This is a genomic window from Microcoleus sp. S36b_A4, from assembly GCF_036700645.1.
Classification (GTDB): domain Bacteria; phylum Cyanobacteriota; class Cyanobacteriia; order Cyanobacteriales; family Microcoleaceae; genus Microcoleus.
Map to the genome: position 1 here is coordinate 1 of NZ_JAUBPI010000047.1, position 23,346 is coordinate 23,346.

The window sequence follows — 23,346 nt, forward strand, 5'->3', positions numbered from 1 at the left end:
TCATTAGTCATTAGTCATTAGTCATTAGTCATTAGTCATTAGTCATTAGTCATTAGTCATTAGTCATTAGTCAACAGCCAACAGTCAACAGTCAGCAGTCAACAGTCAACAGCCAACAGTCAACGGTCAACAGCCAACGGTCAACAGCCAACAGTCAGCAGCCAACAGTCAGCAGTCAACAGTCAACAGCCAACAGTCAACGGTCAACAGCCAACAGTCAGCAGCCAACAGTCAACAGCCAACAGTCAACAGTCAACAGTCAACAGACTTCCTGCTATGGTTCTCAAACGGTTCACGCCCCCCACTTGCACGCTGGAAATTACAGCCAAAAGTTCGCCTCTATGTCGCTGGGCGGGCCAACCGGTGTTTAAATCTTTAAGTTTCGAGCTGCGACTCGACGACCCCAGGTTGCCAGATACCGAACACGTTACTCTCAGGGGCGATCGAATTCAACTCGAAACCCTCCACGAAGCTGTCAGCAACTACGTCCAAAACTTGCTCGGCGAATCCCGCGATTGGGAAAGCAACCTCAACTCTCAAACCGCTCGTACCGCAGCAGGCCCAGACTCGCCATCCGCCGTGGGTAACGCCCTCATATTCGATCGAGCCGCCAACACTTCCGAAATAGCAACCTCCAACCCCTACTCTCTCCCAACCTCCTACCTTCCGGTTCCCCCCCGCTTAGAACCCCGCGGCTTGCTCGCCCACAACTTGTTTTTAGGCTCTTTGAGCGCCGCTGAATCCGGGCCAGTAGTTCCCTTGAGCACCCTGCAACTGTTTGACTTGGCCACAGCACTAGATGACTGCGCCGCCGAAGTGATGGCGCTTCCCAACCTCAACCGCGAGCCCCGACGGCCGGTGTCCTCACCCTGGCTCAAGGTGGCAGCATTGCTGGTCGCCAGCGCGGGCCTGACGACAGGAATTATCAAAATGCTCGATCGAACCGCCACCTCCCCGCAAACCGCCACAGCCCCCGATCTAGGACAGCCCCAGCTAGCTCCAGGCGTCTCCCCCAGTCCCCTTCCCGCCCAACCGACACCCCCAGCACCAACACCCGCCGCCACACCCGCTTTACCGCCCCTGCCACCCCCGCCCATCAACACCGCCGCCTCCCCCAGCCCCAGCTTGCCCCCCATCGCCCTCGCCCCAAATCCCCCCAGCAACAGACCCAGCCCCATCCAGCAGCCACCCCTGCTATTTCCCGCCAACGGCAGTGCAGCCAGCGCCCCACAGAGCGCCCCAGCATTCCCTCAAGGGCAAACAATCACTATTCCCGCCCCCGAAGAACCGCCCATTTCCGCCCCCCAAGCACCCGCACCAGTACCCTACGTGCTGCCCCCCCTACCGCCGAGACTAGCTCCCGCCGTACCGCCCCCCCTGCCGCCCTCCCTGTCTGCTTCCCGATTTCCTGTTCCCCCGCCCCAAACCTTCCCCAGCCCCATCGAGCCGATTGTCCCCCCCGCCAGTACCGAACTCCCAGCCCTTGAGGATGCTCAACCAACCACCGAGTCTGAGGATAACAACGAGGTGGCTGCCAGCAAAAAAAACCGCACTTTATTTGATACAATTCCTCAAGTTTCCGAAGCTAGAACTTACTTTGAGGAACGCTGGAAGCCTCATGAAGGAATGGAACAAACTTTGGAATACAGCGTGCTGATCGATGAAAATGGGTCAGTTCAAAGTATTATGCCGATGGGAAAAGCAGCAGCAGATTATATCGAGAAAGCTAATATGCCCTTAGCTGGCGAGCCGTTTGTTTCTGCGGTTTCTAATGGAAAAAACCCGAAAATTAGAGTTGTTTTGCGACCGAACGGTAGAGTACAAACCTTTTTGGAAGAGAGTGATTAAACGCTCTCAAACACATTATCCAGATGGGAAATCCCGGTTAATTGCTAATCTTAAACAAGTTCAAAAAAAATCAAATTTTAACTGTGCTAGCAGCAGCCAGCCTATTGACAGTTGCTCCAGTTTGTCCTACCCATATCTCTTGACCCGTGCGGGCAGAGTCACCAGTAAAAAAATTTGCTGACACTCGTCAACTGATGTGCATTGCACACCCTACAAACTTCCTTTTTCCTTCTTCCTGACATCCGTTACATCCGTCGAGCGAATCCGTTGCCGAACTTCCTTCTTCCTTCTATCCTTTACATCCGTTACATCCGTTACATCCGTTACAAAATCCGTTGCCGAACTTGCTTCTTCCTTCTATCCGTTACATCCGTTACAAAATCCGTTGCCGAACTTCCTTCTCTATCATCAATGCCCTTTTTTTCTATCCCAAACTTCTCCAATCCAATAAAAAACTGCAATCCCGCAAAAACTATATAAAAAATCTTCAATACTAGCACTGCGATTTGGTAACATTGCTTGCAGCATTTCTTCCGCAGCAGTGAACATAGTAAAAATTGCGGGTCCGAAAGGAATTGAATAATTAAACAAATTCATCTTTTTTTTGCCAGTTGCTCTATGGCACAAAAAAGATGCTATTCCGTACAAAATAAAGTGACCTAGTTTGTCATAAGGCGGATGAGCGAGAGGAAAGTTGACTAATTTCCCCGTACCTGCTAAAAGCATGATACTGAGAAGAATTAAAACGTACACAAAGCAAGCAATTACCCAGAATCTTTTTGAGAAGTTCATCTTGTTTTTTGCCAATACCGACTAGACACCAGCCAAGTTCGCGCCACGCGAAACTAATATCAAATTTGGTTAATTACGCATTGTCTTTGTAGCCGTCTACCTACCCGTAGCAGCCGCTAAAATTTAATTTGTTTTCACTGTCAAAACTTGGGGAGGCGACGCATCGGGCGGATAAATAAAATCCACTTCTACCAGTCGCTTTTCTCCCGATTCCATCTCTAATTTTACTAAAGGTTCCCCCTGCTGTCCCCGCCGCTGCACTAAATGCACGTACCGAGTTTGAGGCACTTTATTGTCATCAGTATAACGCACTCTAACCGTCCCCCTAAAAAAAGTTTGAGGTGCCGGAGGTTCTAAAAAACTCAGTCCTCCTGAAGTTAATTTGTCTGTCTTAATTGGAGTTTGAATTGCGACAGTTACAGTTTGATTGTTGCTGGTAGAATTGTATAGCGGCAAGCTGAGACTGTATTGAATTCCGTAATTGCCGTGGGCGCGGTATGCTGTATCTGGGTAGCGGAGTAGCATTCTCGCACTTTGCACTTGATTTGTGCCCAGCATTCCGCGCGGGAGGCTGCTTAATGGGTAGGAAAATGCTGTTCCGGGTTGGGGAATTGCTAGGTTTGATGTGGCGGGGTTGTCGGAGAGAAGTGCTCGCCATTCTGAACCTAATGCTACACCGGCAACTCGGCCGTAAATTATTTGACCTTCCGTGATTTCCGGCGGTGTGGGAGTTCGATCGCGCGGCCCGGCTATATTACCATTGTCTAATAAGTTTTGCCATTCTGCTAAGTTGGGCGATCGCTCGTTTCCCTGTCCGTTTCCCTCTGGGTCAAGTCGGGCAAACATGGCCAGACTGGCAACATAGACTATACCATCGCTCCGTAACCGCATCAAGGTCGATCGACCGTTTAGCGGAGGTACCAATCCCCGCACCGGTATCGGATGATTCATCAACAATTGGCTTTTTCCCGGTGGAATAATTAATACCGGCTCAAAGTCAGACTGTCTCCTTCCTCTGAGAATATCATTCACAGCGCGGCTTCCCGGCCCCGCGTAAATATTGCTGTTTGAATTATCGACTTGCGGCGGCAATTCAATAAAAGGTGCATCGGGTTGACTGAGATAACTCGCAGCTTGCAATATATCTAATTTTACTGGTTTATTGCCCGGATTGTAAACAATTACTCCTTGATACAAGGTTCGCAAATCTTCCGGCGAAGGTGCGCGGGCTATGTGGTGGGCAAATATGTCGAAACGTCCTTGAAACGGAAAGTTTAAATGTGCGGCTGGAAATCTTTTACCATCTGGGGGAAATGTCGAAAGTAAAATTCCTTCTTGCAGCACTAATTCGGGACTGTTACTGTTAAATACTGGTATGTTGTCTAACTGTCCGGGGAGAGGTCGCACTTCTTGGATTTGAACTATTTCTTGAGGTGCGGGAGGGGTTTGGGCTAAGGGAATAATTGATAGAATTGGCAACATTTTTTGATGTTTTGATTTAGTCTTAGATTTATAGGAAACCGCAGATTAACGCAGATTAACGCAGATGTCTTTCAAGATGGTTTGCGACTTTTGCAGTTTGTTTTTTACCGCGCCCACTGTTGTAATATGTAATTGTAAAATTTGGCGGTGTCTACTTTATCCATTGCTTGAATTTTCCGCCCTCCCGTTTTAACTTTTGTGCGTCCTTGGCTGATGCCTTCTGTAACTATTTCGGTTTCCCATTCTCGCAGTTGGTAAAATTCGGGATGCGCTAAATAAGCAGTTGCCAAAATGTCCCAAAAATAGTAATCTTGAGATATTGCTAGGGCATAACACTGTCCTGCTAAGTCGGAAATGGGATATTTGCGCTGTTTTGCTAAGAGATTGGAAAATTCGACTGTCAGCGGTACATTATTCGTGATATCTAAAGGACACATGACAACGGGAATTTGGGTTTGCCAAATTCTCTCGATTGCTATCGGGTCCCAGTAAGCATTCCATTCCGCCGACATATCTTGTCCGGGTTCCATATCTTTGCTAACATTGCCGATAACATTGAGGGCGCCTCCCATCCAGACAATTTCTTGAATTTTGTTTTCAATTTCTGGTGCGATATCTAAAGCTTGCGCTACTGTTGTTAACGGCCCTGTTACCATTAATGTGACTGGTGCGGCTGCATCTTGCAAAACTCGCACCATAAAGTTTTGTCCGGGTTCTGATATTAACGGCGTGTCAATGGTTCCTTTTTCATTTAGAATGGGAAGTCGATCGACTGCAAAGGAATCTCGCCGAAATAACACCGGAAATGGGTTGAGTCCCCGCACCGTACTCGCCGCCACTGGAACTTCTGAACGCCCCATCAAATCAAGGATTTTGCGCGTTGCACTCACGGCCGGTTGAATGTAGCAGTCCGCAGGAGTTACAATTACTCCCAGAGTTTCGACTTCCTCCATTGTCATCAGCAACACGACTGAGAGATAGTCGTCAACTGCACCGTCGTGATCCATTAATACGAGTTTTTTGGACATTTTGCTTCCCCGGTGACTGAATTAGTGTAAAGTACAAATATTAATTTTTTTGTGCGAAAAACACAACTGCCTCAACTATATGAATACAGTATCACCTTACGGCTCTTGGAAATCACCTATTTCTTCCGATTTAATTGTTTCTGGAACTGTCGGGCTCGGACAAATTGCTATTGACGGCGATGATATTTACTGGGTTGAGGGAAGACCTTCGGAAGCGGGAAGAAGCGTCCTCGTGCGGCGCACTCCTGATGGTAAAATCAGCGACGTGACACCGCATCCTTTTAATGTTCGCACTCGCGTTAACGAATACGGCGGCGCTGCTTTTGCAGTTGCTGGCGGTGTTGTCTATTTTTCTCATTTTGCCGACCAACGTATTTATGTTCAAACATTAAATTCTCAACCCAAACCTCTGACTCCTGCTGCTAATTGTCGCTATGCAGATGCGATAGTTGACAAGCAAAGAAATCGCCTGATTTGCGTGCGCGAAGACCACGCAGGTGAGGGCGAACCTGTTAATACTATTGTTAGCATTAATTTAGATAACGGCGAAGATATTCAAATCTTAACTCAGGGCAATGATTTTTATGCTTCCCCTCGTTTAAGTCCAGACGGTTCTCTACTTTCCTGGATTTGTTGGAACCATCCAAATATGCCGTGGGATGGCACAGAATTGTGGGTGGCAGAAATTAAGGCTGACGGTTCTTTAGGTGAAAAATACTTAGTTGCTGGCGGGGTTGAGGAGTCGATTTTTCAACCGGAATGGTCGCCCGATGGAGTTTTGTATTTTGTTTCTGACAAGTCTAACTGGTGGAACTTCTATAGAACCGTCAATCCCCGCTTGCCGAGGGAACAGCAAGATGTTGAACCTCTGTGCGAAATGGCGGCTGAATTCGGACTTCCTCAGTGGGTTTTTGGAATGTCTACTTATGCCGTTGTCTCGGAAAGCAAAATTATTTGCACCTACACTCAGCAAGGCCTGTGGTATTTAGCGAGTCTAGATTTAACGACAAAGCATTTGGCAACTATTGAGACTCCTTACACCGATATTTCCTGCGTCAAAGCGCAGGGACAAATAGTTGTTTTTCTGGCAAGTTCACCGACTGAATCTACTGCTATTGTAAAATTAAATTTAGCAACAAGCAAAGTAGAAATCTTGCGGCAATCGAGCACCTTAAGCATCAATCCGGGTTATATTTCTGTACCGGAACCAATTGAATTCCCCACGGAAAACAATTTGACTGCTTTCGGTTTCTTCTATCCCCCGAAAAATCAAGATTTCGCAGCACCTGCGGGTGAAAAACCGCCGCTTGTTGTCAAAAGTCACGGCGGCCCCACTGCTGCTACTTCTAGCAGCATGAATTTGAAAATTCAATATTGGACGAGTCGCGGTTTTGCCGTGCTCGATGTTAATTACGGCGGGAGCACTGGTTACGGCCGAGAATACAGAAAAAGACTGCAAGATAGTTGGGGAATTGTCGATGTTGACGACTGCGCTAACGGTGCTAAATATTTAGCTCAAAATGGTTTAGTTGATGGCGAAAGAATGGCGATCGCCGGAGGCAGCGCAGGGGGGTACACTACTCTGTGCGCTCTTATTTTCCGCGATGTGTTTAAGGCCGGTGCGAGCTATTATGGAGTTAGCGATTTGGAAGCTTTGGCAACGGATACTCACAAATTTGAAGCGCGCTATCTGGATGGATTAATCGGGCCTTATCCTGAAAGAAAAGATTTGTATGTACATCGTTCGCCCATTCATTCCGCCGAACGTTTATCTTGTCCCGTTATCTTCTTTCAAGGATTAGAAGATAAAGTGGTTCCGCCTAATCAAGCGGAAATGATGGTAGAGATATTGAAAGCTAAAGGTTTGCCGGTTGCTTATGTTGCTTATGAAGGGGAACAGCACGGTTTTCGCCGCGCTGAAAATATTAAAAGAACTCTTGACGGCGAATTCTATTTCTATTCGCGGGTGTTTAAGTTTGAGTTAGCTGAACCTGTGGAGAAAGTGATGATTTTCAATCTATAGAAAACATTAGTTTGCAGTTGCTCGGTTTTTCCTAAAACGCACCTGCAAGCTATATCATAATTCACAAATTTTTACTGTGATTTTGTTCACAAATTTTGCTGTTTACTATCACATCTTGAAAGGCAATACAGCTTAAAATTTTATAGTGCGATCGCCTTTTGTTGCAGCAGAAACGCCCGATCGCGCGATGGTCGAGTAGAGAGTCAATTACTATGCAAACTCCTGTCCACCTGATTCCATCTGCTTTGGGCGAGCTGTTTGCCGAAGTGAATCAAAATGGCTACATTACTCTAGCCGATAGGTACGGTTTGATGGCTGCTATTTTTGACGAAAATTTGACTGAGGAAGACAAACGCTCGATCGATCGGCTGCTGCGCTCTGTGTGCCGGGGAAGGATAAAATTAGTTAACGAACTGTCTATGATCAGATAAGTGCAGATAATTTTCCTTGACGATAATTTTTAAAATCTCCACAATCAAAAAAAGTCCTAATTGTCTCATAATTAGGACTGCGAGCGAGGAAACCATTTTTAATTTTTGATCGATATAGAACTTACAAAAAAAAAGGTTGGGCGCGCGAATTATAGTCGTAGGGTGCGGTGCACCTTACATAATTAGATTCTGGCCCAACAAGTGAACAAGTTTAACGTGCAGGTATAGTTGTCGCCAACTGTAACTTGCTCAAACTTTCTTCAGGCTGAACATCCATGTGATAGCTGAGTGCCGAAGGAATCCCGAGTACGCAGCACGGAAAATTATTGCCTAGTTCCCTAACCAGCCGATGGTTGCCAGAACCACAGCCCAAGAACAGTAAATTTGCTGATTCTAATTCAACCACATTTCTCAGTTCTGTAGCAACCCGCCCGATGCGTAAATGAGCTTTGAATAAACCGCGCCATTCCTCAGCCAAACAGCGCGCTTGCCACAGCAACTTATCTGCTACCTCGTACTCATTATTTTGACCATAAATTGCTTGGAAATAATGCGGATCAATCCAAGTTTTTTGCTGGGAGACCGATGGGATTTCGGTGGGTAAAGCGAGTGCAGGTGCTGCACAATCAAGGGCGAATGTTCCCTCTAAATCAGACACTTTCGGCTGTGCTGCCAAGGCATTTTCTACAGCAAGTTTGCAACTATCTTCGCGGTAACTTTTTTGCGATTCGTCGATCACGTAGACAACTTGAACAGTGACTTCTTTAGTGGTTACTAAACGAGTTTGATGAGCCATCCAAAGGGTAATATCCAGAGCTGTTTGACTTTTGGGAGAACTATTGTAACCGACAATAAAATTGATACTTTTTGCCTGTTTTGTAACTTTGGATTTCTTAGAACCTTGCACTTGTGGCTCCGGCAGCAACACCATTTCTTCTGCTAAGTTGTGGTATCCCAATGCACTTTCAAAACGCGCTAACATTGTTTTGAGATTCACAGGCTTGACCTCTATTAAGTGAATTGTTTTGTCGGTTCGTCGGGCGTTATTCGTCTTGGGTAAAGTAGCGATCGAGAAAATTCAAAGCATAGTTGCGGAGTTCGTAATACTCCTGGGATTCCCGCAACTCTTGGCGATCGCGCGGGCGCGCAAACGGCACTGACAAAATTTCACCTATCGTCGCAGCCGGGCCGTTTGTCATCAGCACAATGCGATCGGACATATAGATAGCTTCATCCACATCGTGAGTAATCATCATTGCAGCTTGTCTATGATTTTCCCAGATGTCCAGCACCTGTTTCTGCAACTTGCCGCGAGTCAGAGCATCCAGGGCTCCAAACGGTTCGTCCATTAATAACATTTTCGGTCGAATCGCCAAAGCTCGCGCAATCCCAACCCGCTGTTTCATGCCCCCTGAAATTTCGTCTGGATATTTATCGGCTGCTGCCGTTAAGTTTACCATTGCTAGATGTTCGTTGACAAGACTAATCTTCTCGGGACGGCTAAGACTTTGCAAAACTTCATCAACTGCCAGCCGAATATTTTCCCGCACCGTCAGCCAAGGCAGCAATCCGTAGTGCTGAAATACCATCATGCGATCGGCTCCCGGTTTCCGAATTTCTTTTCCTTCCAGTGTCACCATTCCCCTGCTCTGTTTTTCCAAACCAGCAACTATTTTTAGCAGCGTTGATTTGCCACACCCAGAGTGACCGATTACCGAAATAAATTCGTTTTCTCTAATACTTAAATTGATATTTTCCAAAACGCTAAATTCGCTACCATCAGCATTTTTATAGGACTTGAACAAATTGTTAATTTCCAGAAATTCATAGGAATTGGAACCTTGGCTATTGGTGTTGATTGAAGTAGCAGTATTTTGAGTCATCTGATGTACCTGGTAATTGGTAGTTGGTAATTGTATATATCGCTTGTAGCTGAGTCTCGATCCCCCTAAATCCCCCTTAATAAGGGGGACTTTGAATGCTTTTATATCCTCTTTTTAAGGGGGACTTTGAATGGTCTTGTCCCCTCTTTCCAAGAGGGACTTTGAATGCTCCGGTTCCCCCCTTATTAAGGGGGGTTAGGGGGGATCGAGGAGCTAGGAGGAAGCGGGAGAAATCCAGAAGGAAGAGAGCAGATATCAAACATTAAGACTGAAAAAAAGACTGAGGGCGGTTGGCTCGAATTTCAAAACTATTCAAATAACCCACCGGATCGCTAGGATCAAATGCCTTTTTATCAATAAAAAGTTCTGCAGGTTCCACTTGGTAATCCTCCTTCGGACAATCGAGTCCCATTTCGGCAACAATCTTGCGGTAAAGGTCGGTTCTCCAAGCTTTTTTAGCTAATTCCTCAGCATTTTTGGGAACTTCTTTAATCTGTCCCCAGCGAGCGGCTTGAGTCATCAACCAAATACTCTGAGACTGCCACATAAATGTTGAATGATTTCCCGGTATTTGAGGCAAATTCTTAGGAATGTTATAGAAAATAGTTGCATCTTCCGATTGTATAATGCGGTCTTTTCCGTCAAACCCTCCATAGTTGTAGTCGCCAACAATTGCCGGTCGCGTAAATTTGTCGATCGCCCCTTTTTTCGGTTTCGCCCCCGTAAACGATCGCTCAGTTAGCAGCGCCGATATTTCACTGCGATTTTCCGGCTTGCTGCAATACTGACAAGCTTCCACCATTGCCTTAACCAGCGAGTAATAAGTCTTCGGATTTTCCTCAATGAATGATTCCATTACTCCCAAAAGGCGATCGGGATGTCCCAGCCAAACTTCTTTGCCTTGCACGAAGGTAAAACCCACTCCCAAATTGCCTTGAATAGCCCGCGTATTCCAAGGTTCTGCCACCATGTAAGCCTGCATGGCGCCAATCCTGATGTTCGTTACCATCTGCGGCGGCGGCACAATAATTACCCGAAATTCTTTGAACGGATCGACACCGGCAGCCGCCGATATGTAGCGGACAAAATATTCGTAAATCGCAGAACTCAGAACAACTGCCCAAACCCTGTTTTCCGCTGGCTGACTGTCAAAAAAGGCTCGAAATTGTTTGCCAAATTCTTCTAAATTGCCGTTGTATTCGTGCCACGGGCGCAAACCGAAATCCCACATAGCTTTGTTCATCGTCATGGCGTTGCCGTGGCGGTGAATTGTCATTGCGGCGCACAGAGGTGCGTGGCGCGCTCCTTCGGCGCCAACTCGGGCGTTTGTGACGGCGCCAGATACAACTGGGGATGCGTCGAGGCGGCCGAAGATTACGCCGTCGCGGGAGGTTGCCCAGCTTGCTTCGCGGTTGAGTTGGACGTTTAAACCGTATTTGCGGAAAAAGCCTTTTTTCCAGGCGATCGCAAATGGTGCACAATCATTAACCGGTACGTATCCTACGGTTAAATCGGGTTTTTCTAAGCTTCGGGAATCGACAACCGGCTTTACGGCTAAGGCTTCTTCTGTGAGTCCTTTTGCCGATCGATCCGCGCTAATTCCACAACCCGATAAAGCCATTCCCGCCGCCATTCCCATTCCTTGCAAAAACTCTCGGCGGTTCCATTCATTGGAAAACTTGTCACTCATACCATTTTAGATTCAAGAATTGGCCATGACTAATAGACGAGCAATTGCCTAAATCTTCGCTCGATAGAGTAACCGCAGATTTAAGGCAGATAAACACAGATAAACGCAGATAATGTCAAGAGATGAGGATGACTGATGACTGATGACTGATGACTAATGACTCTGGATTGATCGATGCGTTACCAATTCCTGTACTTTATCAACAGCAGCGTCGAGCAACAATCCAGTTATGCCAATTACAAACACCGCTAAAAAGACCGAGCTCAGATTCAAACGGCTCCACTCATCCCAGACAAAAAAGCCAATTCCCACACCGCCTGTCAGCATTTCCACCGCCACAATCACCAGCCAAGCAATCCCTAAACTAATCCGCAAACCTGTAAAAATGTAGGGCAAACTTGCAGGCCAAATTATTTTGGTAATCCGCCTCCAGCGCGGCATTTCCAACACTTGTGCCACATCCAGATAATCCTTGGAAACGCTAGAAACTCCCAAAGCTGTGTTGATAATTGTCGGCCACAAAGATGTAATGAATATGACAAAAATTGCCGACGGCTCTGCTAAATTAAAAATCGATAAAGCTATGGGCAGCCAAGCTAGCGGCGACACCGGTTTGAAGATTTGAATCAGCGGATTGAGCGCCATCATTGCCGGTTTCGACATCCCGATCAGAAATCCCACGGGAATCGCAACTGCTGCACCCAGGAAAAATCCCACCAACACCCGTCGCAAACTCGCTAGCAGCAGCCAGCCAATACCTAAATCTCCAGGCCCGCGCTGATAAAATGGATGGAATATGTAATCTAAATTAGCGATTAACGCCTGATAGGGAGTGGGAATTAAATCGCTGTTGAAGCTGGCAACAATCCACCACAAGCCAAGAATTCCCAAAAAACCCGCAGCAGGTAACAAAACAGCATCTCGGATGACAAAGGGTTTTACACGCTTCCAACTTGCAACTCCTGCAAGTACGATCGCAGATAAATTAAGCTGTATGAACATTTTAATCTCCTTCAGAGTCAGGGCAGGTACAAGAATCTTGAACAATACCAACCTGAGACACTGACGAAGCCAAACTATCTTGTTCAGAAAGTTGGCTTTTCAGTCTCTTCTCAATGCCTGCGAAGTTAGCTGACGGGCTAGGACTGAGAGATGTCCTTCTCCTTAGATTTCAAAATCAAAAACTACACTCACATTTGGCAATTTTTAACTTTGCTTTTTAATTCTGTAGAGATTCGCCCCGAAAATTGGTTCCTCCGCTCCAGCCACACGCTTGGTTTGATCGCGCAGTGCTGAATTAGGCTTGACTTTTTAAGCCAATTTAACATAAGCTAGCACGAGCATATAATTCTGTCAATACGTCTTTAGGAGTAGCTATTTGCGCTCGGCTACGAAGCCCAAAAGTTGAGAGAAAATTCAAAAAGTTAATTATTAAAGTAATCTAGAAATATAAAATACGATCGCTTACTTCATTTCTATAAAAGCAATGATAGATTTTAGCCAAGCGCTACAAGATAAAATTGATATAATTGTCCAAAACTGGATCGAAGCTGTTCGGGGCGACGAGGAAATCGGCACCGCCAAGCAACTCACCTACGATTCCGTGCGCGACAGCCTTCCCATCGTACTACAAGCGATCGTAACTATGCTGTCCGAATCAGAAGAAAGCGACTTTCGGGCAGTTATACAAGAAAGTTTAGACCACGGGACTGTCAGGGCACAACAAGGCTACGATGCCGAAGAAATTGCGCGGGAATACCGCTTGCTGCGAACCGTAATTTTCGATGCTTTAGAGCCAGAATTGCTAAAAGGCTCAGCCGCTGAAGTGAACCGAGCTTATCGCTTAATTGACGCTGCCCTCGACGAAGCAATTGCTGACTGTTTTCAAACCTATACCCAGGCAAGATTCCAAGAACTAGAGGACTTGCAAAACCAATTGCAACTTACAAATCAAGAGCTGAGTCGCTTACTTCGCGCCAGTCAAGAGAATATATCTCACTTAGCTCACGAATTGAAAACCCCCCTCACCTCTATTATTGGCTACTCACAATTGTTTTTGCGCCAAATAAACAATCCTAGAGTTAAAGATTCGGCTCCCAATTTGGCACATATTGATAAAGTCCTCAACAACGGCAGACTATTACTTAGATTAATTAACGATACTCTCGAAATCTCGCGGTACGACACGGGACGCATAAAATTGCAGCTAAGTGCCACAAATCTGCGATCGGCGATCGGCACTGTTGTCGAAATAATCGAGCCTTTGGCCAAAGCAAAAAATTTAGAGATCGCCCTTGAATGCGATCCGGTTCTCGATCAAGTTATGACAGATTACTTGCGCTTGCAGCAAATTATCACCAACTTGGTGAGTAACGCCATTCGCTACACCCAAGCTGGTACTGTTACCATAAAAACCGAATTATTGCCAGACCAACATTGGAGTATCTGCATCACCGATACAGGCATTGGCATTGCTTCAGAAGACTGCGATCAGATTTTTCAGCCATTTTTTCGGGCCAACAACTCCCTGGGTTCTGTGATGCCTGACAGTACCGGCTTAGGGCTAGCAATTGTCGCTCGATTAGTCAACCTCTTGCAAGGTAAAATCGAATTAGTTTCTGAAGTAGGAGTTGGCACCTCCTTCACTGTAATTTTCCCCTTAGAATTGGATGGAGTTTAGATTACTGTTAACTGTTGACTGTTGACTGTTAATTGTTGACTAATGACTAATGACTTCTTTAAATCAGAAACCGAAGAGTTACATAAACAGCCGCAGCCACCAATTGCACAGCCATCACAGGAAGCCCGTAACGCAGAAAAGTTTGAAAAGAAATCCGGCGTCCGTGCTGTTCAGAAATTCCCGCTGCCACTATATTAGAAGAAGCTCCTACCAAAGTGCCATTTCCTCCTAAAGTTGCTCCATACATCATCGCATAAAACAGCGGCAGCACAGCAGGTGGAAACTGCCCTGCAAAATCCGGCGCCAGCACTTCTGCCGGTGCAAGCCCGACATTGACAACATACTGTTTTAGCAGCGGCACCATTGCCACTACCAGCGGAATATTTGGCACTACGCTCGACATCAAACCCACAAAAAATAACAAAACTAAAGAACCAAGAAAAATATTCTTACCTAAAATCATGGCTAATATTCCAGATATACTGCCGATTACTCCGGTTTTTTCTAAACCGCCAATCAGCACAAAGATAGACATAAAAAATAGCAGCGTGCTCCAATCTAAATCCCGCAAAATATTATTAACAGAATCAATTTGGGAATGGTGAGCTAAAAGCATTGCCAAAGCAGCCCCCAACAAAGCAACGGCTGCCGGTGAAATAGGCACGGGCAGAGACTCTCCTATTACAAAAAAAGTCAGCACGAAAGCTATAATTAAGCCGCCTACTGCTAAGACTCGCGGGTGATTGATTTTTGGGTGGGGCAAATGTTCCAAATCGTCTAAGTTCTTGTGCCAAATTTCGCGGAACAGCCAAGGCAACATAACTACTATCACTCCTACTGCAATTGCCCCGCCCAAACTTAACTTTACTAGGTAATCTGCAAAGCTCATGTTAATAGCATCACCGACAATGAATGTCGCCGGATCGCCCACGATTGTCAGCAGTCCCGAACTGTTAGCCACAAATACCATTAAAATCAGTAACGGCACAAAATCTACACCGACTTCTTCTGCCATTGGTGGAATTAATGGTGCTAGCAGCATGACTGTCGTGGCATTGGGCAAAACTGCACAAATTGGCGTAGTAATTGCAACAATACCCAGCAATAGATTTTTGCCTTTGCCTTTAGCCAAAAGCACCATTTGAGTTGCCAAGTATTCAAATACTTTGGTAGGCTCAAAGGCTCTCACCATTACCATGACTCCGAAGAATAAGCCCAGCGTGGCGTGACTGCGACCGATATATTCGATCGCGTTGTTTAACGTCATCACGTGGGTAAAAACCAGAATCACCGCTCCCAGAAATGCCGCAACTGTGAGGTGTATCCATTCTGTAATTATTAAGAAAATTACACATATAAATGTTGTTGCAGCAATCACAGCTTGCACGTTTTCCATTTAGTCCCCTAAAAAAAATAAAACTTAAAAATTAAAAACTCTCGGTTCGAGTGAATATACTACTTTATGGCTCTTCTGTCAATAAATTTAAGTGCTGATTTTGGCAGCAACAAGCTGGAAGTGACTCATCAAGAGCTCTCCGGTACACGGAAAAAATAACCTCAAAACTACTTCTTTTGGGAGGGTCGCGATCGCCAGAAGTTTGATATGGCGATCCGGCGATCGCTCAACTACAATGAAGCATGGGCAATCTCTGCCAAACTCAACCCCCACGCAGAAATCATGGACTACAGCCAAGTGCTCGCCGAAAAAACCGATACTATCGTCCAAAACTGGATTGAAGCAGTTCGTCAGGATCGGAAAATTGAAAGCGCTGACGCCTTACCGCACTCAGCAATCGAGAATCACATACCTCACCTGCTGACGGCGATGGCCACAGTGCTTTCCCAATATCAACACAGCGAAATAAAAGTAATAATAGAAGCCAGTTTAGATCACGGATTTCTCAGAGCCGAACAAGGCTACGACGCCGCAGAAGTAGCCCGCGAATACCACTTATTGCGTCAAGTAATATTCTCCCAATTAGAAGCAGATTTGCTAGCAGGAACCACCACCGACGTATTCAGAGCTTTTCGGCTGATAGATGCCGTAGTAGACGAAGCAATTGCCCAGTGTTTCAATAGCTACGTTGCTCAGAGGCTGCTGGAACTTCAACAAATTCAAACTCAGTTACAACTCACCAATCAAGAACTCTCTCGCCTTGTCAGCGTCCATCAAGAAAACGTCTACCATTTGGCTCACGAACTCAAAACTCCTCTCAACTCAATTATTGGTTATTCCGAACTATTCCTGCGAAAAGAAAAATGGCAATCAGAAGTCAAAGATACCCTCCCCGGCATCGAACATATCGAGCGAGTATTGCGTAACGGCAGACAGTTGCTCCGCATGATTAATGACACGCTAGAACTTTCTCGCGCCGATGCCGGAAAAATTAAACTTAACCTGCAGCGAACTAATGTACGATCGGTAATTAACACCGTAGTAGAAATGATGCAGCCAATTGCTGATGCTAAAGGACTAAAGCTCGCTGTTACCAGCGACTGCGGCCCAACACAAGTAATCTCCGACTCTGGGCGGCTGCAACAAATTCTGATCAACCTGCTGAGCAATGCCATTCGCTATACAGAAGCTGGTAGCATCGAATTAAGTTGCCACCCTGCTGGAGAAGGAAATTGGGCGATCGCAATTACAGATACCGGCATTGGCATCGCCCCCGAAAATACAAAGCGCATCTTTGACCCCTTCTTTCAAGCAGGAGAAGCCGGCAAACAGCTCTTTCCTGCCGAAAGCACCGGCCTGGGATTAGCAATAGTATCGCGGCTCGTCACGCTGCTCCAAGGCAAAATCGAGCTAGTATCAGAAATAGGAGTCGGTTCAACTTTTACCGTGATTCTGCCCCTAGAAGTTAAAATACTCCAAGAAGTAAGCTAAACATTAAGTTCAAATTTTTACATCCGAAAATCCTATGCCCGCAGCCAACCTTAGCCCTTCCACCACAGCCTTTCCCCTCACCGCCGTAGTCGGGCAAGAAGCAATCAAATTAGCCCTGCTGTTAGCAGCAGTCGATCCCGGATTGGGAGGAGTTGCGATCGCAGGCCGCCGCGGCACAGCAAAATCAGTAATGGCCCGCGCCTTGCACTCATTACTGCCACCCATTGAAATTGTTAAAGATTCTTTTTGCAACGCCGAACCTAATGATATTCTTGCAGAACAAGCATCAGGCTTGTTATCAGAAAATGGCGGGCAAGATGCCCACACCACCGATACTAATTCCTTAACTACTGAAATAATTCCCACACCATTCATTCAAATTCCTTTGGGTGTCACCGAAGACAGACTCTTAGGTTCAGTTGATGTCGAACAATCAGTGAAATTCGGCCAAACCGTATTTCAACCCGGACTCTTAGCCCAAGCAAATCGAGGCGTACTATATGTAGACGAAATTAACCTCCTCGATGACAATATTTCCAACCAATTGCTAACAGTATTAACCGAAGGGCGCAACCAAATAGAGCGCGAAGGCATTAGCTTCCAACACCCCTGCAAACCTCTATTTATCGCCACCTACAACCCCGAAGAAGGGCCGCTGAGAGAACATTTGCTCGATCGCATCGCGATCGTACTTTCAGCCGATGCAGCACTCGAACTAGAAGAAAGAGTCTATGCAGTAGAACAAGCTTTATCCTACTCCCGCTCCCCCCAAGAATTCCTCAATCAATACAGCGAAGACACCGACAACCTCAAAACCCAAATCATCCTAGCCAGAGAATGGCTCAAAGATGTCAGCATTAAACGCGAACAAATTGCCTACCTAGTAGAAGAAGCCATCCGGGGAGGCGTTCAAGGACACCGCGCCGAAATATTCGCAGTCCGCGTCGCCAAAGCCGCCGCCGCCATCGAAGGACGCACAGAAGTTAACGCCGAAGACCTGCGCCGCGCCGTAGAATTAGTCATCGTACCCCGCGCCACCATCATCCAAACTCCCCCAGACGAAAACTCTCCTCCTCCTCCCCCTCCACCGCCTCCCCAAAAGCAGTCAGAACAAGAACAAGACGAACCAGAAAACGAGCAAGAAGACGAAGAAGACCAAGAGGATGAAGACAACCCGGAACCTGAAGAAGAACCAGAAAAAGATACCATTCCCGAAGAATTTCTCTTCGACCCCGAAGGCGTAATTCTCGACCCCAGCGTGCTTTTATTCGCCCAACAATCCGCCAACAAACAAGGCAAATCGGGCAGCCGCAGCACCATTTTCTCGGAAGATAGAGGCCGTTACGTCAAGCCAGTATTACCCAAAGGCCCCGTCCGCCGCATCGCCGTTGACGCCACCCTCAGAGCCGCCGCACCCTACCAAAAAGCCCGCCGCGACAGGAATTCAGATCAGGAATCCACCGCCGGATCAATCACAAATAGAGAGAAGCGTGTATTTGTGGAACAGGGAGACATTCGGGCGAAGCGTTTGGCCAGAAAAGCTGGAGCTTTAGTCGTATTTGTCGTCGATGCTTCGGGTTCGATGGCCCTCAACCGGATGCAGTCTGCCAAAGGTGCAGTCATGCAGCTACTCACAGAAGCTTATCAAAGCCGCGACCAAGTTGCTCTCATTCCCTTTCGCGGAGAACAAGCAGAAGTGCTGCTACCGCCGACTCGCTCGATAGCCTTGGCCCGCAAGCGTTTGGAACGGTTGCCCTGCGGCGGCGGTTCTCCCCTGGCCCACGGTTTGACTCAAGCAGTGCGGGTGGGAGTCAACGCGCGGCAGTCTGGAGATATCGGTCAAGTTGCGATTGTCGCCATTACCGACGGACGCGGTAATATTCCTTTGGCTCGTTCTTTGGGCGAACCGATTGTAGATGGAGAAAAGCCTGATATTAAGAAGGAATTGTTAGAAATTGCTGCCAAAATTCGTGGGTTGGGAATGCAGTTGCTGGTGATTGATACCGAGAGCAAGTTTATTTCGACTGGCTTTGCGAAGGAATTGGCCAAGACTTCTGGAGGGAAATACTATCACTTGCCCAAAGCTACCGAACAGTCGATCGCAGCTATGACTAAAAATGCTCTGCGCGACGCGATCGGCTAAAATCCTGATAGCCACATTTATCTGCGTTTATTCGCGTTTATCTGCGGTTAAAAATCCAAAAATTAGACTTTTTGCCAAAAAAAGTCTAATTTTTAACTCTCACTCTCCGGCGACTCAGGGCCAGCGAACCGGCAACTAAACCCAACCCTACCACCGCCGAAGGCTCAGGAATTCTTACGGGCAGAGGTACGCGGTTTGCCGTCCCCCGGTTCGGGGTTGAAGAACTTGTACTTTGGGGGAGTTGACCGGTCTGAGCCAGCAGCAAATTTTCTGAACCCTGCCATGAAGCAGCGGTAGAAACGGCTCGGACATTAGCTGCAACGGCAGCTTGACCGCCGGAAATAACGGCGACAGCCAATAAAATTCCGGCTGTAGGTGGCAATAATTTGCGCTCAAGAAATGTGGGCATTGGACATTACCTATTTAGCAGTTTGTCGATAGAATTCGATCTATTCATTAATTTTCTCGGTATCCTGTGTCTGAGCTACCTTAGCAATTAACCGAACTGATTTTATATTTTATATTTTAGATTATTCAAGTTTCTGGTCCCTAGTTTCAACTAAGTCGCAAATCAAAAACCTAAAATCAAATGTGGCCCATGCCTCTAGCATATACTCCTTAATCCCCAATCGTAAATCCCCCCTCCAAAATTGATCGACTTTAAGGTAGCCCTTGGCGGCAGATAGCGCCGGCCCTTTAAACTCAATTATAGTTTTGCCGCGAGGCGCAACGCGGCGAGACAGCGAAACGGCACCGACTTGTACGCAGTCTATTATAAACAATCGATCCCTGGTTTGGAGTGATTTCACCCCCGTTCTTTATCAAATCTTTAAACTATTTCAGGTTTTGCAAACAAAGTGTAAAGCTGTCACAATAATAGATAGAAATTCTCAGCCAAAATTAGGTAAATCCTCGTGAGTAACACTAGCAATTTCCGCGAAGCCGTGCGCGAGGCCAAAAACCACGCGCTGGTAGGCCCGAACGTCATCTCCAACGCTCTCCCCTTCGTGGGCGGCGGACTTGTCTTAACTGCTGTCGGCACCTACGGGGGCCTCGGAGTGATCCGCAACTATCCTGGGATCTTCTTTCCCACCTTCATTGCTGCGATCGTCGTAGAATTAATTCTCTTCTTCATCGCCCGCGGCGCCGCCGAACAAGGCAACAAAAACACCGCTTTGCCCCTGCTGGCAACCTACAGCCTGCTTTCCGGCTACACTCTCAGCGGATTGGTATTTACAGCCCTCAGAACCCAAGGCGTCGGCATCTCCGGCATCGCTTTTGCAGCCCTCGGATGTGGCATTACCTTTATCGCCGCCCGCCAAATTGGCTCCAACCTTTCTGAACAAGACGGCATGGCCCTCACCAAAACTATCAGTTTAGGTGTCATTGCTTTGTTAGTCGTCGTTGGCGGTCAGTTTCTGCTCTCTCTATTTGGCGTCTACACCCCAACTTGGTTGGAAATTGGCATTTCTGGCATCGGGGTGTTTATATTTGCCGGCGCTGCGATCGTCGATTTTTACATATTACCCCGCAGCTACCGCGACGACCAGTATTTACCCGCCGCTCTGTCGATGTACTTGACCTACATCAACTTGTTCATCTTTATTCTCCGCCTGCTGATTGCTCTCAACGGCCGGGATTAATTGAAACTTTAGCTTATTAAAAAAAACTGCGGCTCGATCGACATCCGGCCGCGGTTTTTTTTATTAAGATTTGGAATCAAGATAGTCGTCCTCGTTTCCTCTGTCCCTCATACAAAAAACTTATATCATGTTCACAGCCGACAGACATAAGGTATAATTTTAATCTTTAATCACTCAATCAAAACTCTTGCTATCTAATTGTGTCGATCGCGATTTCAATATTAATCACAAATTAATTGGGGAAAACTCATGTACTTAAAATATGAAGATATCAGGAGAGTCAGCGTAGAAATTACCTCCCGGTGTAATGCAGCTTGTCCGCAGTGTCCCCGCACCGGCAACCCGATTTTGCCGGGGGCAGAATTAAAGATGGAGGATATTGAGAGAATTTTCCCACAAGAGTTTTGCTCTCAGTTGGATTTGGTGTATATGTGCGGCAACTACGGCGATGCTATGACTAGCAATACAACAATTCCGGCGATCGAATATTTGCACCGCATGGGAGTTCCTCATATCTCCCTGTACACCAACGGTAGCGGACGCAATCCAGACTGGTGGCAAGCCCTGGCAAAGGCGATGACAGGAGAACACGATCGCGTAATTTTTAGTATCGACGGGTTGGCCGATACTAACAGCATCTACCGCCAAAATACCAACTGGGACAGGATAATGCAGTCTGTTAATGCCTTTATCCAAGCTGGCGGAAAAGCTGTATGGCATTACTTGATATTTGAACACAACCAGCACCAAGTAGAAGCAGCGCGAAATATAGCCCAACAACTAGGATTTGTCGAGTTTGTACCGAAAGCTACATCTCGCTTTGTGGCGAAAGAGATTTATGAAAAAGAGTCCGAAAATCAACAACCTCAGAAGGCAGAAAACTCTCAGGTAGATGCTAAGAGCGATCGCCCCAACCAATCAGAAACAACTAATGCGTCAGCCCCTCGAAATCAAACACAGACGGCTGTTGGGTTGCACCAACAAGCTGAACACTGTTTGAAACAAGGACAGCTCTCAGAGGCGATCGCAGCCAGTCAACAAGCCCTAAAAATTCAACCTAATTTTGCAGCAGCCTGGAAAACTTTAGGCAATGCTGTTCAAGGTTTGGGGAAGATGCAAGCAGCAGCAGATTGTTACGCCAAGGCCCTCAAAATTCAGCCTAATTTTCCAGAAGTTTATGCTAATGTCGGCAGTCTTTATGCCCAACAGCAACAGTGGCAGCCAGCTAGTGCTTATTACCAAAAGGCGATCGAGCTTAAACCCAATTTTGCAGGAGCTTATCGCAATTTAGCTCAAGTGTTGACGCAGTTGGGGCAACCAGAAAAAGCAAATTATGCTTGGTATCAAGCTATAGCTATCGAAACCTCTCAAGCACCAGAAGCAACTCCTTCTGTCCCATCAAAGCCAGCCAACGAAGAACTGCAACCCCCATCCTTGGAACAATATAAAAATCCCCAAGGAGACCAATTTATCCAAGCTGTAGAAAAATTTGGTAGCCTAAACAATTACTACCGAAATGTAGAAATTAGCTGTCAAACTCAAGCCACCCAAGAGATTTTCATCAGTTTTGAAGCGGAACTCTGGCCTTGCTGTTGGGTAAGCCATACTAAATACGCTGTTTATAACCACACTTACAGACCGCAAATGCTGGCTTTAATTGAAAAGTACGGAAATGGCTTTAATTCTCTCAGAAATCAATCGGTGAAAGATGCGATCGCCAGAGATTGGTTTCGCGAAGACCTCACAAAAAGTTTTTCCTGTTCTAAAAGGTTGGACGTATGCGCTCACGAATGCGGTAAAACTTTCAATTCAACAGGTTCGCAGTATATATAAGAAGTCAGTTGACTGTTGACTGTTGACTGTTGACTGTTGTCACAAGATAGAAGGAAGAATGCGGTGAAGCCGATCGAATTTTATGTCACGATTCAGGCAGGTTATCGGGATCTATCCCTTGCGATCGCAAATACTCAGCTAGGCGTTCGGCTCGCTGTTGTAGACCCTCAGCTCGCTGTTGTTCTACTCTCAACAGTTCGCGCATCTGCCCCGCCACTGCATCCGGCAGGGGATAAACATTTCCCGACTCGTCGTACCAAACCAGAATTTCTTGCTCGATGCCCCCAATAAGTTGCTGAGATCGCCCCATGCCCAGTCCCACTTCTGGCATCCAATAGGGTTCGCCAATCTGCTGCCGGTAATGCCCGTCAATTAGCTTGTAGACTTCAAACGGTTGATGCCGATCGCGCCGCCAAAATTCGGGGTTGTAAATAATGTAGTACAAAACCCCTAACCCGGCATAAATCGACATTTTATCGTCGTACTCCCCACCGGGTTTGTGAGACACCATTTCCAATGCTACGATCGGCACAACCTCGTTTTCTTCCCAGACAGCATAGCTGCGGCGCGATTTGCCCCCTTTTCGGCGCTCCACCCCCAAACTGAGAAACCCGTCGGGGACGACAGGCACTTTGGGACTGATTCCCGTCGTGTGATACACCGCCATATCCACCCCAAAGTACCAATCCATGCGATCGGACCAAATGCTGGTCAGGACAAACAACAATAGGTTGGGTAGCAGATTCTGGTCTTCGTTATCCACAGGCGTATCGTCCGAACAGGGGAGGTCTTCGGTGGACGGCAAGCTTAATTTTAGTTCTGGGGAAATCATGGCAGTTAACTTCCATCGAGATCGTTAACCTGATTTTAGACTATAGCAACTTTTTGTGAATTTTGAATTTTGAATGCGGTAAAGTTTTTAATTCAACGGGTTCGCATTCGCACTATATCTAATCAGGAAGAAGCAATAACATTTTGTTGAA

General features: G+C 46.6%; 18 protein-coding genes and 1 riboswitch. Of the genes, 8 read left to right on the plus strand and 10 right to left on the minus strand.

Features of this window, described 5'->3' with window-relative positions:
• The first annotated feature begins 276 nt into the window (after positions 1–276).
• The gene (locus QUA03_RS16395; RefSeq protein ID WP_333213323.1) at positions 277–1,848 is read left to right on the plus strand and encodes a DUF4335 domain-containing protein; all 1,572 of its coding nucleotides are present in this window, start codon (positions 277–279) and stop codon (positions 1,846–1,848) included.
• 408 nt (positions 1,849–2,256) lie between these two features.
• Here the strand turns inward: QUA03_RS16395 and QUA03_RS16400 are convergent, their stop codons facing one another.
• The 3 genes from QUA03_RS16400 to QUA03_RS16410 all read right to left on the minus strand — a co-directional run bounded on the left by QUA03_RS16400 (position 2,257) and on the right by QUA03_RS16410 (position 5,150).
• Complete coding sequence (locus tag QUA03_RS16400) at positions 2,257–2,640, minus strand: VanZ family protein (RefSeq protein WP_333213324.1); 384 nt, start codon at positions 2,638–2,640, stop codon at positions 2,257–2,259.
• Positions 2,641–2,763: 123 nt separating this feature from the next.
• A complete protein-coding gene (locus tag QUA03_RS16405) occupies positions 2,764–4,122 on the minus strand; it encodes a DUF3370 domain-containing protein (RefSeq protein WP_333213325.1) in 1,359 nt (452 codons plus the stop codon).
• Positions 4,123–4,226: 104 nt separating this feature from the next.
• Positions 4,227–5,150: a nucleoside hydrolase gene (locus tag QUA03_RS16410; RefSeq protein WP_333213326.1), complete on the minus strand. Its 924-nt coding sequence runs from the start codon at positions 5,148–5,150 to the stop codon at positions 4,227–4,229.
• A 79-nt stretch (positions 5,151–5,229) separates the two neighbouring features.
• On the opposite strand from QUA03_RS16410, the gene QUA03_RS16415 reads away from it, so the two are divergent.
• A complete protein-coding gene (locus QUA03_RS16415) occupies positions 5,230–7,173 on the plus strand; it encodes a S9 family peptidase (protein ID WP_333213327.1) in 1,944 nt (647 codons plus the stop codon).
• Between the two features lie 212 nt (positions 7,174–7,385).
• On the plus strand, positions 7,386–7,604 hold the full coding sequence (locus tag QUA03_RS16420; RefSeq protein ID WP_006632461.1) for a hypothetical protein: 219 nt from the start codon (positions 7,386–7,388) through the stop codon (positions 7,602–7,604).
• Between the two features lie 211 nt (positions 7,605–7,815).
• Here QUA03_RS16420 and QUA03_RS16425 read toward each other — a convergent pair whose 3' ends face one another.
• From QUA03_RS16425 to ntrB, 4 genes are all read right to left on the minus strand, one after another.
• Positions 7,816–8,601: a universal stress protein gene (locus tag QUA03_RS16425; RefSeq protein ID WP_333213328.1), complete on the minus strand. Its 786-nt coding sequence runs from the start codon at positions 8,599–8,601 to the stop codon at positions 7,816–7,818.
• A 46-nt stretch (positions 8,602–8,647) separates the two neighbouring features.
• Positions 8,648–9,487 carry a nitrate ABC transporter ATP-binding protein gene (locus tag QUA03_RS16430; RefSeq protein ID WP_333213329.1) on the minus strand — a complete coding sequence of 280 codons (840 nt, stop codon included), beginning with the start codon at positions 9,485–9,487 and terminating at the stop codon, positions 8,648–8,650.
• A gap of 262 nt (positions 9,488–9,749) precedes the next feature.
• Positions 9,750–11,177, minus strand: coding sequence for an ABC transporter substrate-binding protein (locus QUA03_RS16435; RefSeq protein WP_333213330.1), 1,428 nt, complete (start codon positions 11,175–11,177; stop codon positions 9,750–9,752).
• Positions 11,178–11,330: 153 nt separating this feature from the next.
• Complete coding sequence (ntrB, locus tag QUA03_RS16440) at positions 11,331–12,179, minus strand: nitrate ABC transporter permease (RefSeq protein ID WP_333213331.1); 849 nt, start codon at positions 12,177–12,179, stop codon at positions 11,331–11,333.
• Between the two features lie 99 nt (positions 12,180–12,278).
• A riboswitch (cyclic di-AMP (ydaO/yuaA leader) is annotated at positions 12,279–12,491 on the minus strand.
• 172 nt (positions 12,492–12,663) lie between these two features.
• On the opposite strand from ntrB, the gene QUA03_RS16445 reads away from it, so the two are divergent.
• Positions 12,664–13,857 (plus strand): HAMP domain-containing sensor histidine kinase, encoded by a 1,194-nt coding sequence (locus tag QUA03_RS16445; RefSeq protein WP_333213332.1) that lies wholly within the window; start codon positions 12,664–12,666, stop codon positions 13,855–13,857.
• Positions 13,858–13,915: 58 nt separating this feature from the next.
• Here the strand turns inward: QUA03_RS16445 and QUA03_RS16450 are convergent, their stop codons facing one another.
• A complete protein-coding gene (locus QUA03_RS16450) occupies positions 13,916–15,253 on the minus strand; it encodes an ArsB/NhaD family transporter (protein ID WP_333213333.1) in 1,338 nt (445 codons plus the stop codon).
• A gap of 207 nt (positions 15,254–15,460) precedes the next feature.
• Between QUA03_RS16450 and QUA03_RS16455 the strand changes: the two genes are divergently transcribed.
• Together QUA03_RS16455 and bchD are read left to right on the plus strand one after the other, a co-directional pair.
• Positions 15,461–16,744 (plus strand): HAMP domain-containing sensor histidine kinase, encoded by a 1,284-nt coding sequence (locus tag QUA03_RS16455; protein ID WP_333213334.1) that lies wholly within the window; start codon positions 15,461–15,463, stop codon positions 16,742–16,744.
• A gap of 34 nt (positions 16,745–16,778) precedes the next feature.
• Complete coding sequence (gene bchD, locus QUA03_RS16460; RefSeq protein WP_333213335.1) at positions 16,779–18,887, plus strand: magnesium chelatase ATPase subunit D; 2,109 nt, start codon at positions 16,779–16,781, stop codon at positions 18,885–18,887.
• A gap of 85 nt (positions 18,888–18,972) precedes the next feature.
• Here the strand turns inward: bchD and QUA03_RS16465 are convergent, their stop codons facing one another.
• Complete coding sequence (locus tag QUA03_RS16465; protein WP_333213336.1) at positions 18,973–19,296, minus strand: PEP-CTERM sorting domain-containing protein; 324 nt, start codon at positions 19,294–19,296, stop codon at positions 18,973–18,975.
• Positions 19,297–19,801: 505 nt separating this feature from the next.
• Here QUA03_RS16465 and QUA03_RS16470 point away from each other — a divergent pair.
• Both QUA03_RS16470 and QUA03_RS16475 read left to right on the plus strand, forming a co-directional pair.
• A complete protein-coding gene (locus QUA03_RS16470; protein WP_333177599.1) occupies positions 19,802–20,530 on the plus strand; it encodes a Bax inhibitor-1 family protein in 729 nt (242 codons plus the stop codon).
• Positions 20,531–20,779: 249 nt separating this feature from the next.
• Positions 20,780–22,363, plus strand: a complete 1,584-nt coding sequence (locus QUA03_RS16475) for a tetratricopeptide repeat protein (RefSeq protein ID WP_333213337.1) — start codon at positions 20,780–20,782, stop codon at positions 22,361–22,363.
• Between the two features lie 85 nt (positions 22,364–22,448).
• Here QUA03_RS16475 and QUA03_RS16480 read toward each other — a convergent pair whose 3' ends face one another.
• On the minus strand, positions 22,449–23,195 hold the full coding sequence (locus tag QUA03_RS16480; protein WP_333213338.1) for a Uma2 family endonuclease: 747 nt from the start codon (positions 23,193–23,195) through the stop codon (positions 22,449–22,451).
• Between the last annotated feature and the right edge of the window lie 151 nt (positions 23,196–23,346).

Coding starts and splice junctions, on each gene's coding strand:
- QUA03_RS16400 (WP_333213324.1), bottom strand. CDS start 2,640: ATGAACTTCTCAAAAAGATTCTGGGTAATTGCTTGCTTTGTGTACGTT.
- QUA03_RS16410 (WP_333213326.1), bottom strand. CDS start 5,150: ATGTCCAAAAAACTCGTATTAATGGATCACGACGGTGCAGTTGACGAC.
- QUA03_RS16435 (WP_333213330.1), bottom strand. CDS start 11,177: ATGAGTGACAAGTTTTCCAATGAATGGAACCGCCGAGAGTTTTTGCAA.
- QUA03_RS16450 (WP_333213333.1), bottom strand. CDS start 15,253: ATGGAAAACGTGCAAGCTGTGATTGCTGCAACAACATTTATATGTGTA.
- QUA03_RS16430 (WP_333213329.1), bottom strand. CDS start 9,487: ATGACTCAAAATACTGCTACTTCAATCAACACCAATAGCCAAGGTTCC.
- QUA03_RS16395 (WP_333213323.1), top strand. CDS start 277: ATGGTTCTCAAACGGTTCACGCCCCCCACTTGCACGCTGGAAATTACA.
- QUA03_RS16415 (WP_333213327.1), top strand. CDS start 5,230: ATGAATACAGTATCACCTTACGGCTCTTGGAAATCACCTATTTCTTCC.
- QUA03_RS16420 (WP_006632461.1), top strand. CDS start 7,386: ATGCAAACTCCTGTCCACCTGATTCCATCTGCTTTGGGCGAGCTGTTT.
- QUA03_RS16405 (WP_333213325.1), bottom strand. CDS start 4,122: ATGTTGCCAATTCTATCAATTATTCCCTTAGCCCAAACCCCTCCCGCA.
- ntrB (WP_333213331.1), bottom strand. CDS start 12,179: ATGTTCATACAGCTTAATTTATCTGCGATCGTACTTGCAGGAGTTGCA.
- QUA03_RS16480 (WP_333213338.1), bottom strand. CDS start 23,195: ATGATTTCCCCAGAACTAAAATTAAGCTTGCCGTCCACCGAAGACCTC.
- bchD (WP_333213335.1), top strand. CDS start 16,779: ATGCCCGCAGCCAACCTTAGCCCTTCCACCACAGCCTTTCCCCTCACC.
- QUA03_RS16445 (WP_333213332.1), top strand. CDS start 12,664: ATGATAGATTTTAGCCAAGCGCTACAAGATAAAATTGATATAATTGTC.
- QUA03_RS16465 (WP_333213336.1), bottom strand. CDS start 19,296: ATGCCCACATTTCTTGAGCGCAAATTATTGCCACCTACAGCCGGAATT.
- QUA03_RS16475 (WP_333213337.1), top strand. CDS start 20,780: ATGTACTTAAAATATGAAGATATCAGGAGAGTCAGCGTAGAAATTACC.
- QUA03_RS16455 (WP_333213334.1), top strand. CDS start 15,461: ATGGCGATCCGGCGATCGCTCAACTACAATGAAGCATGGGCAATCTCT.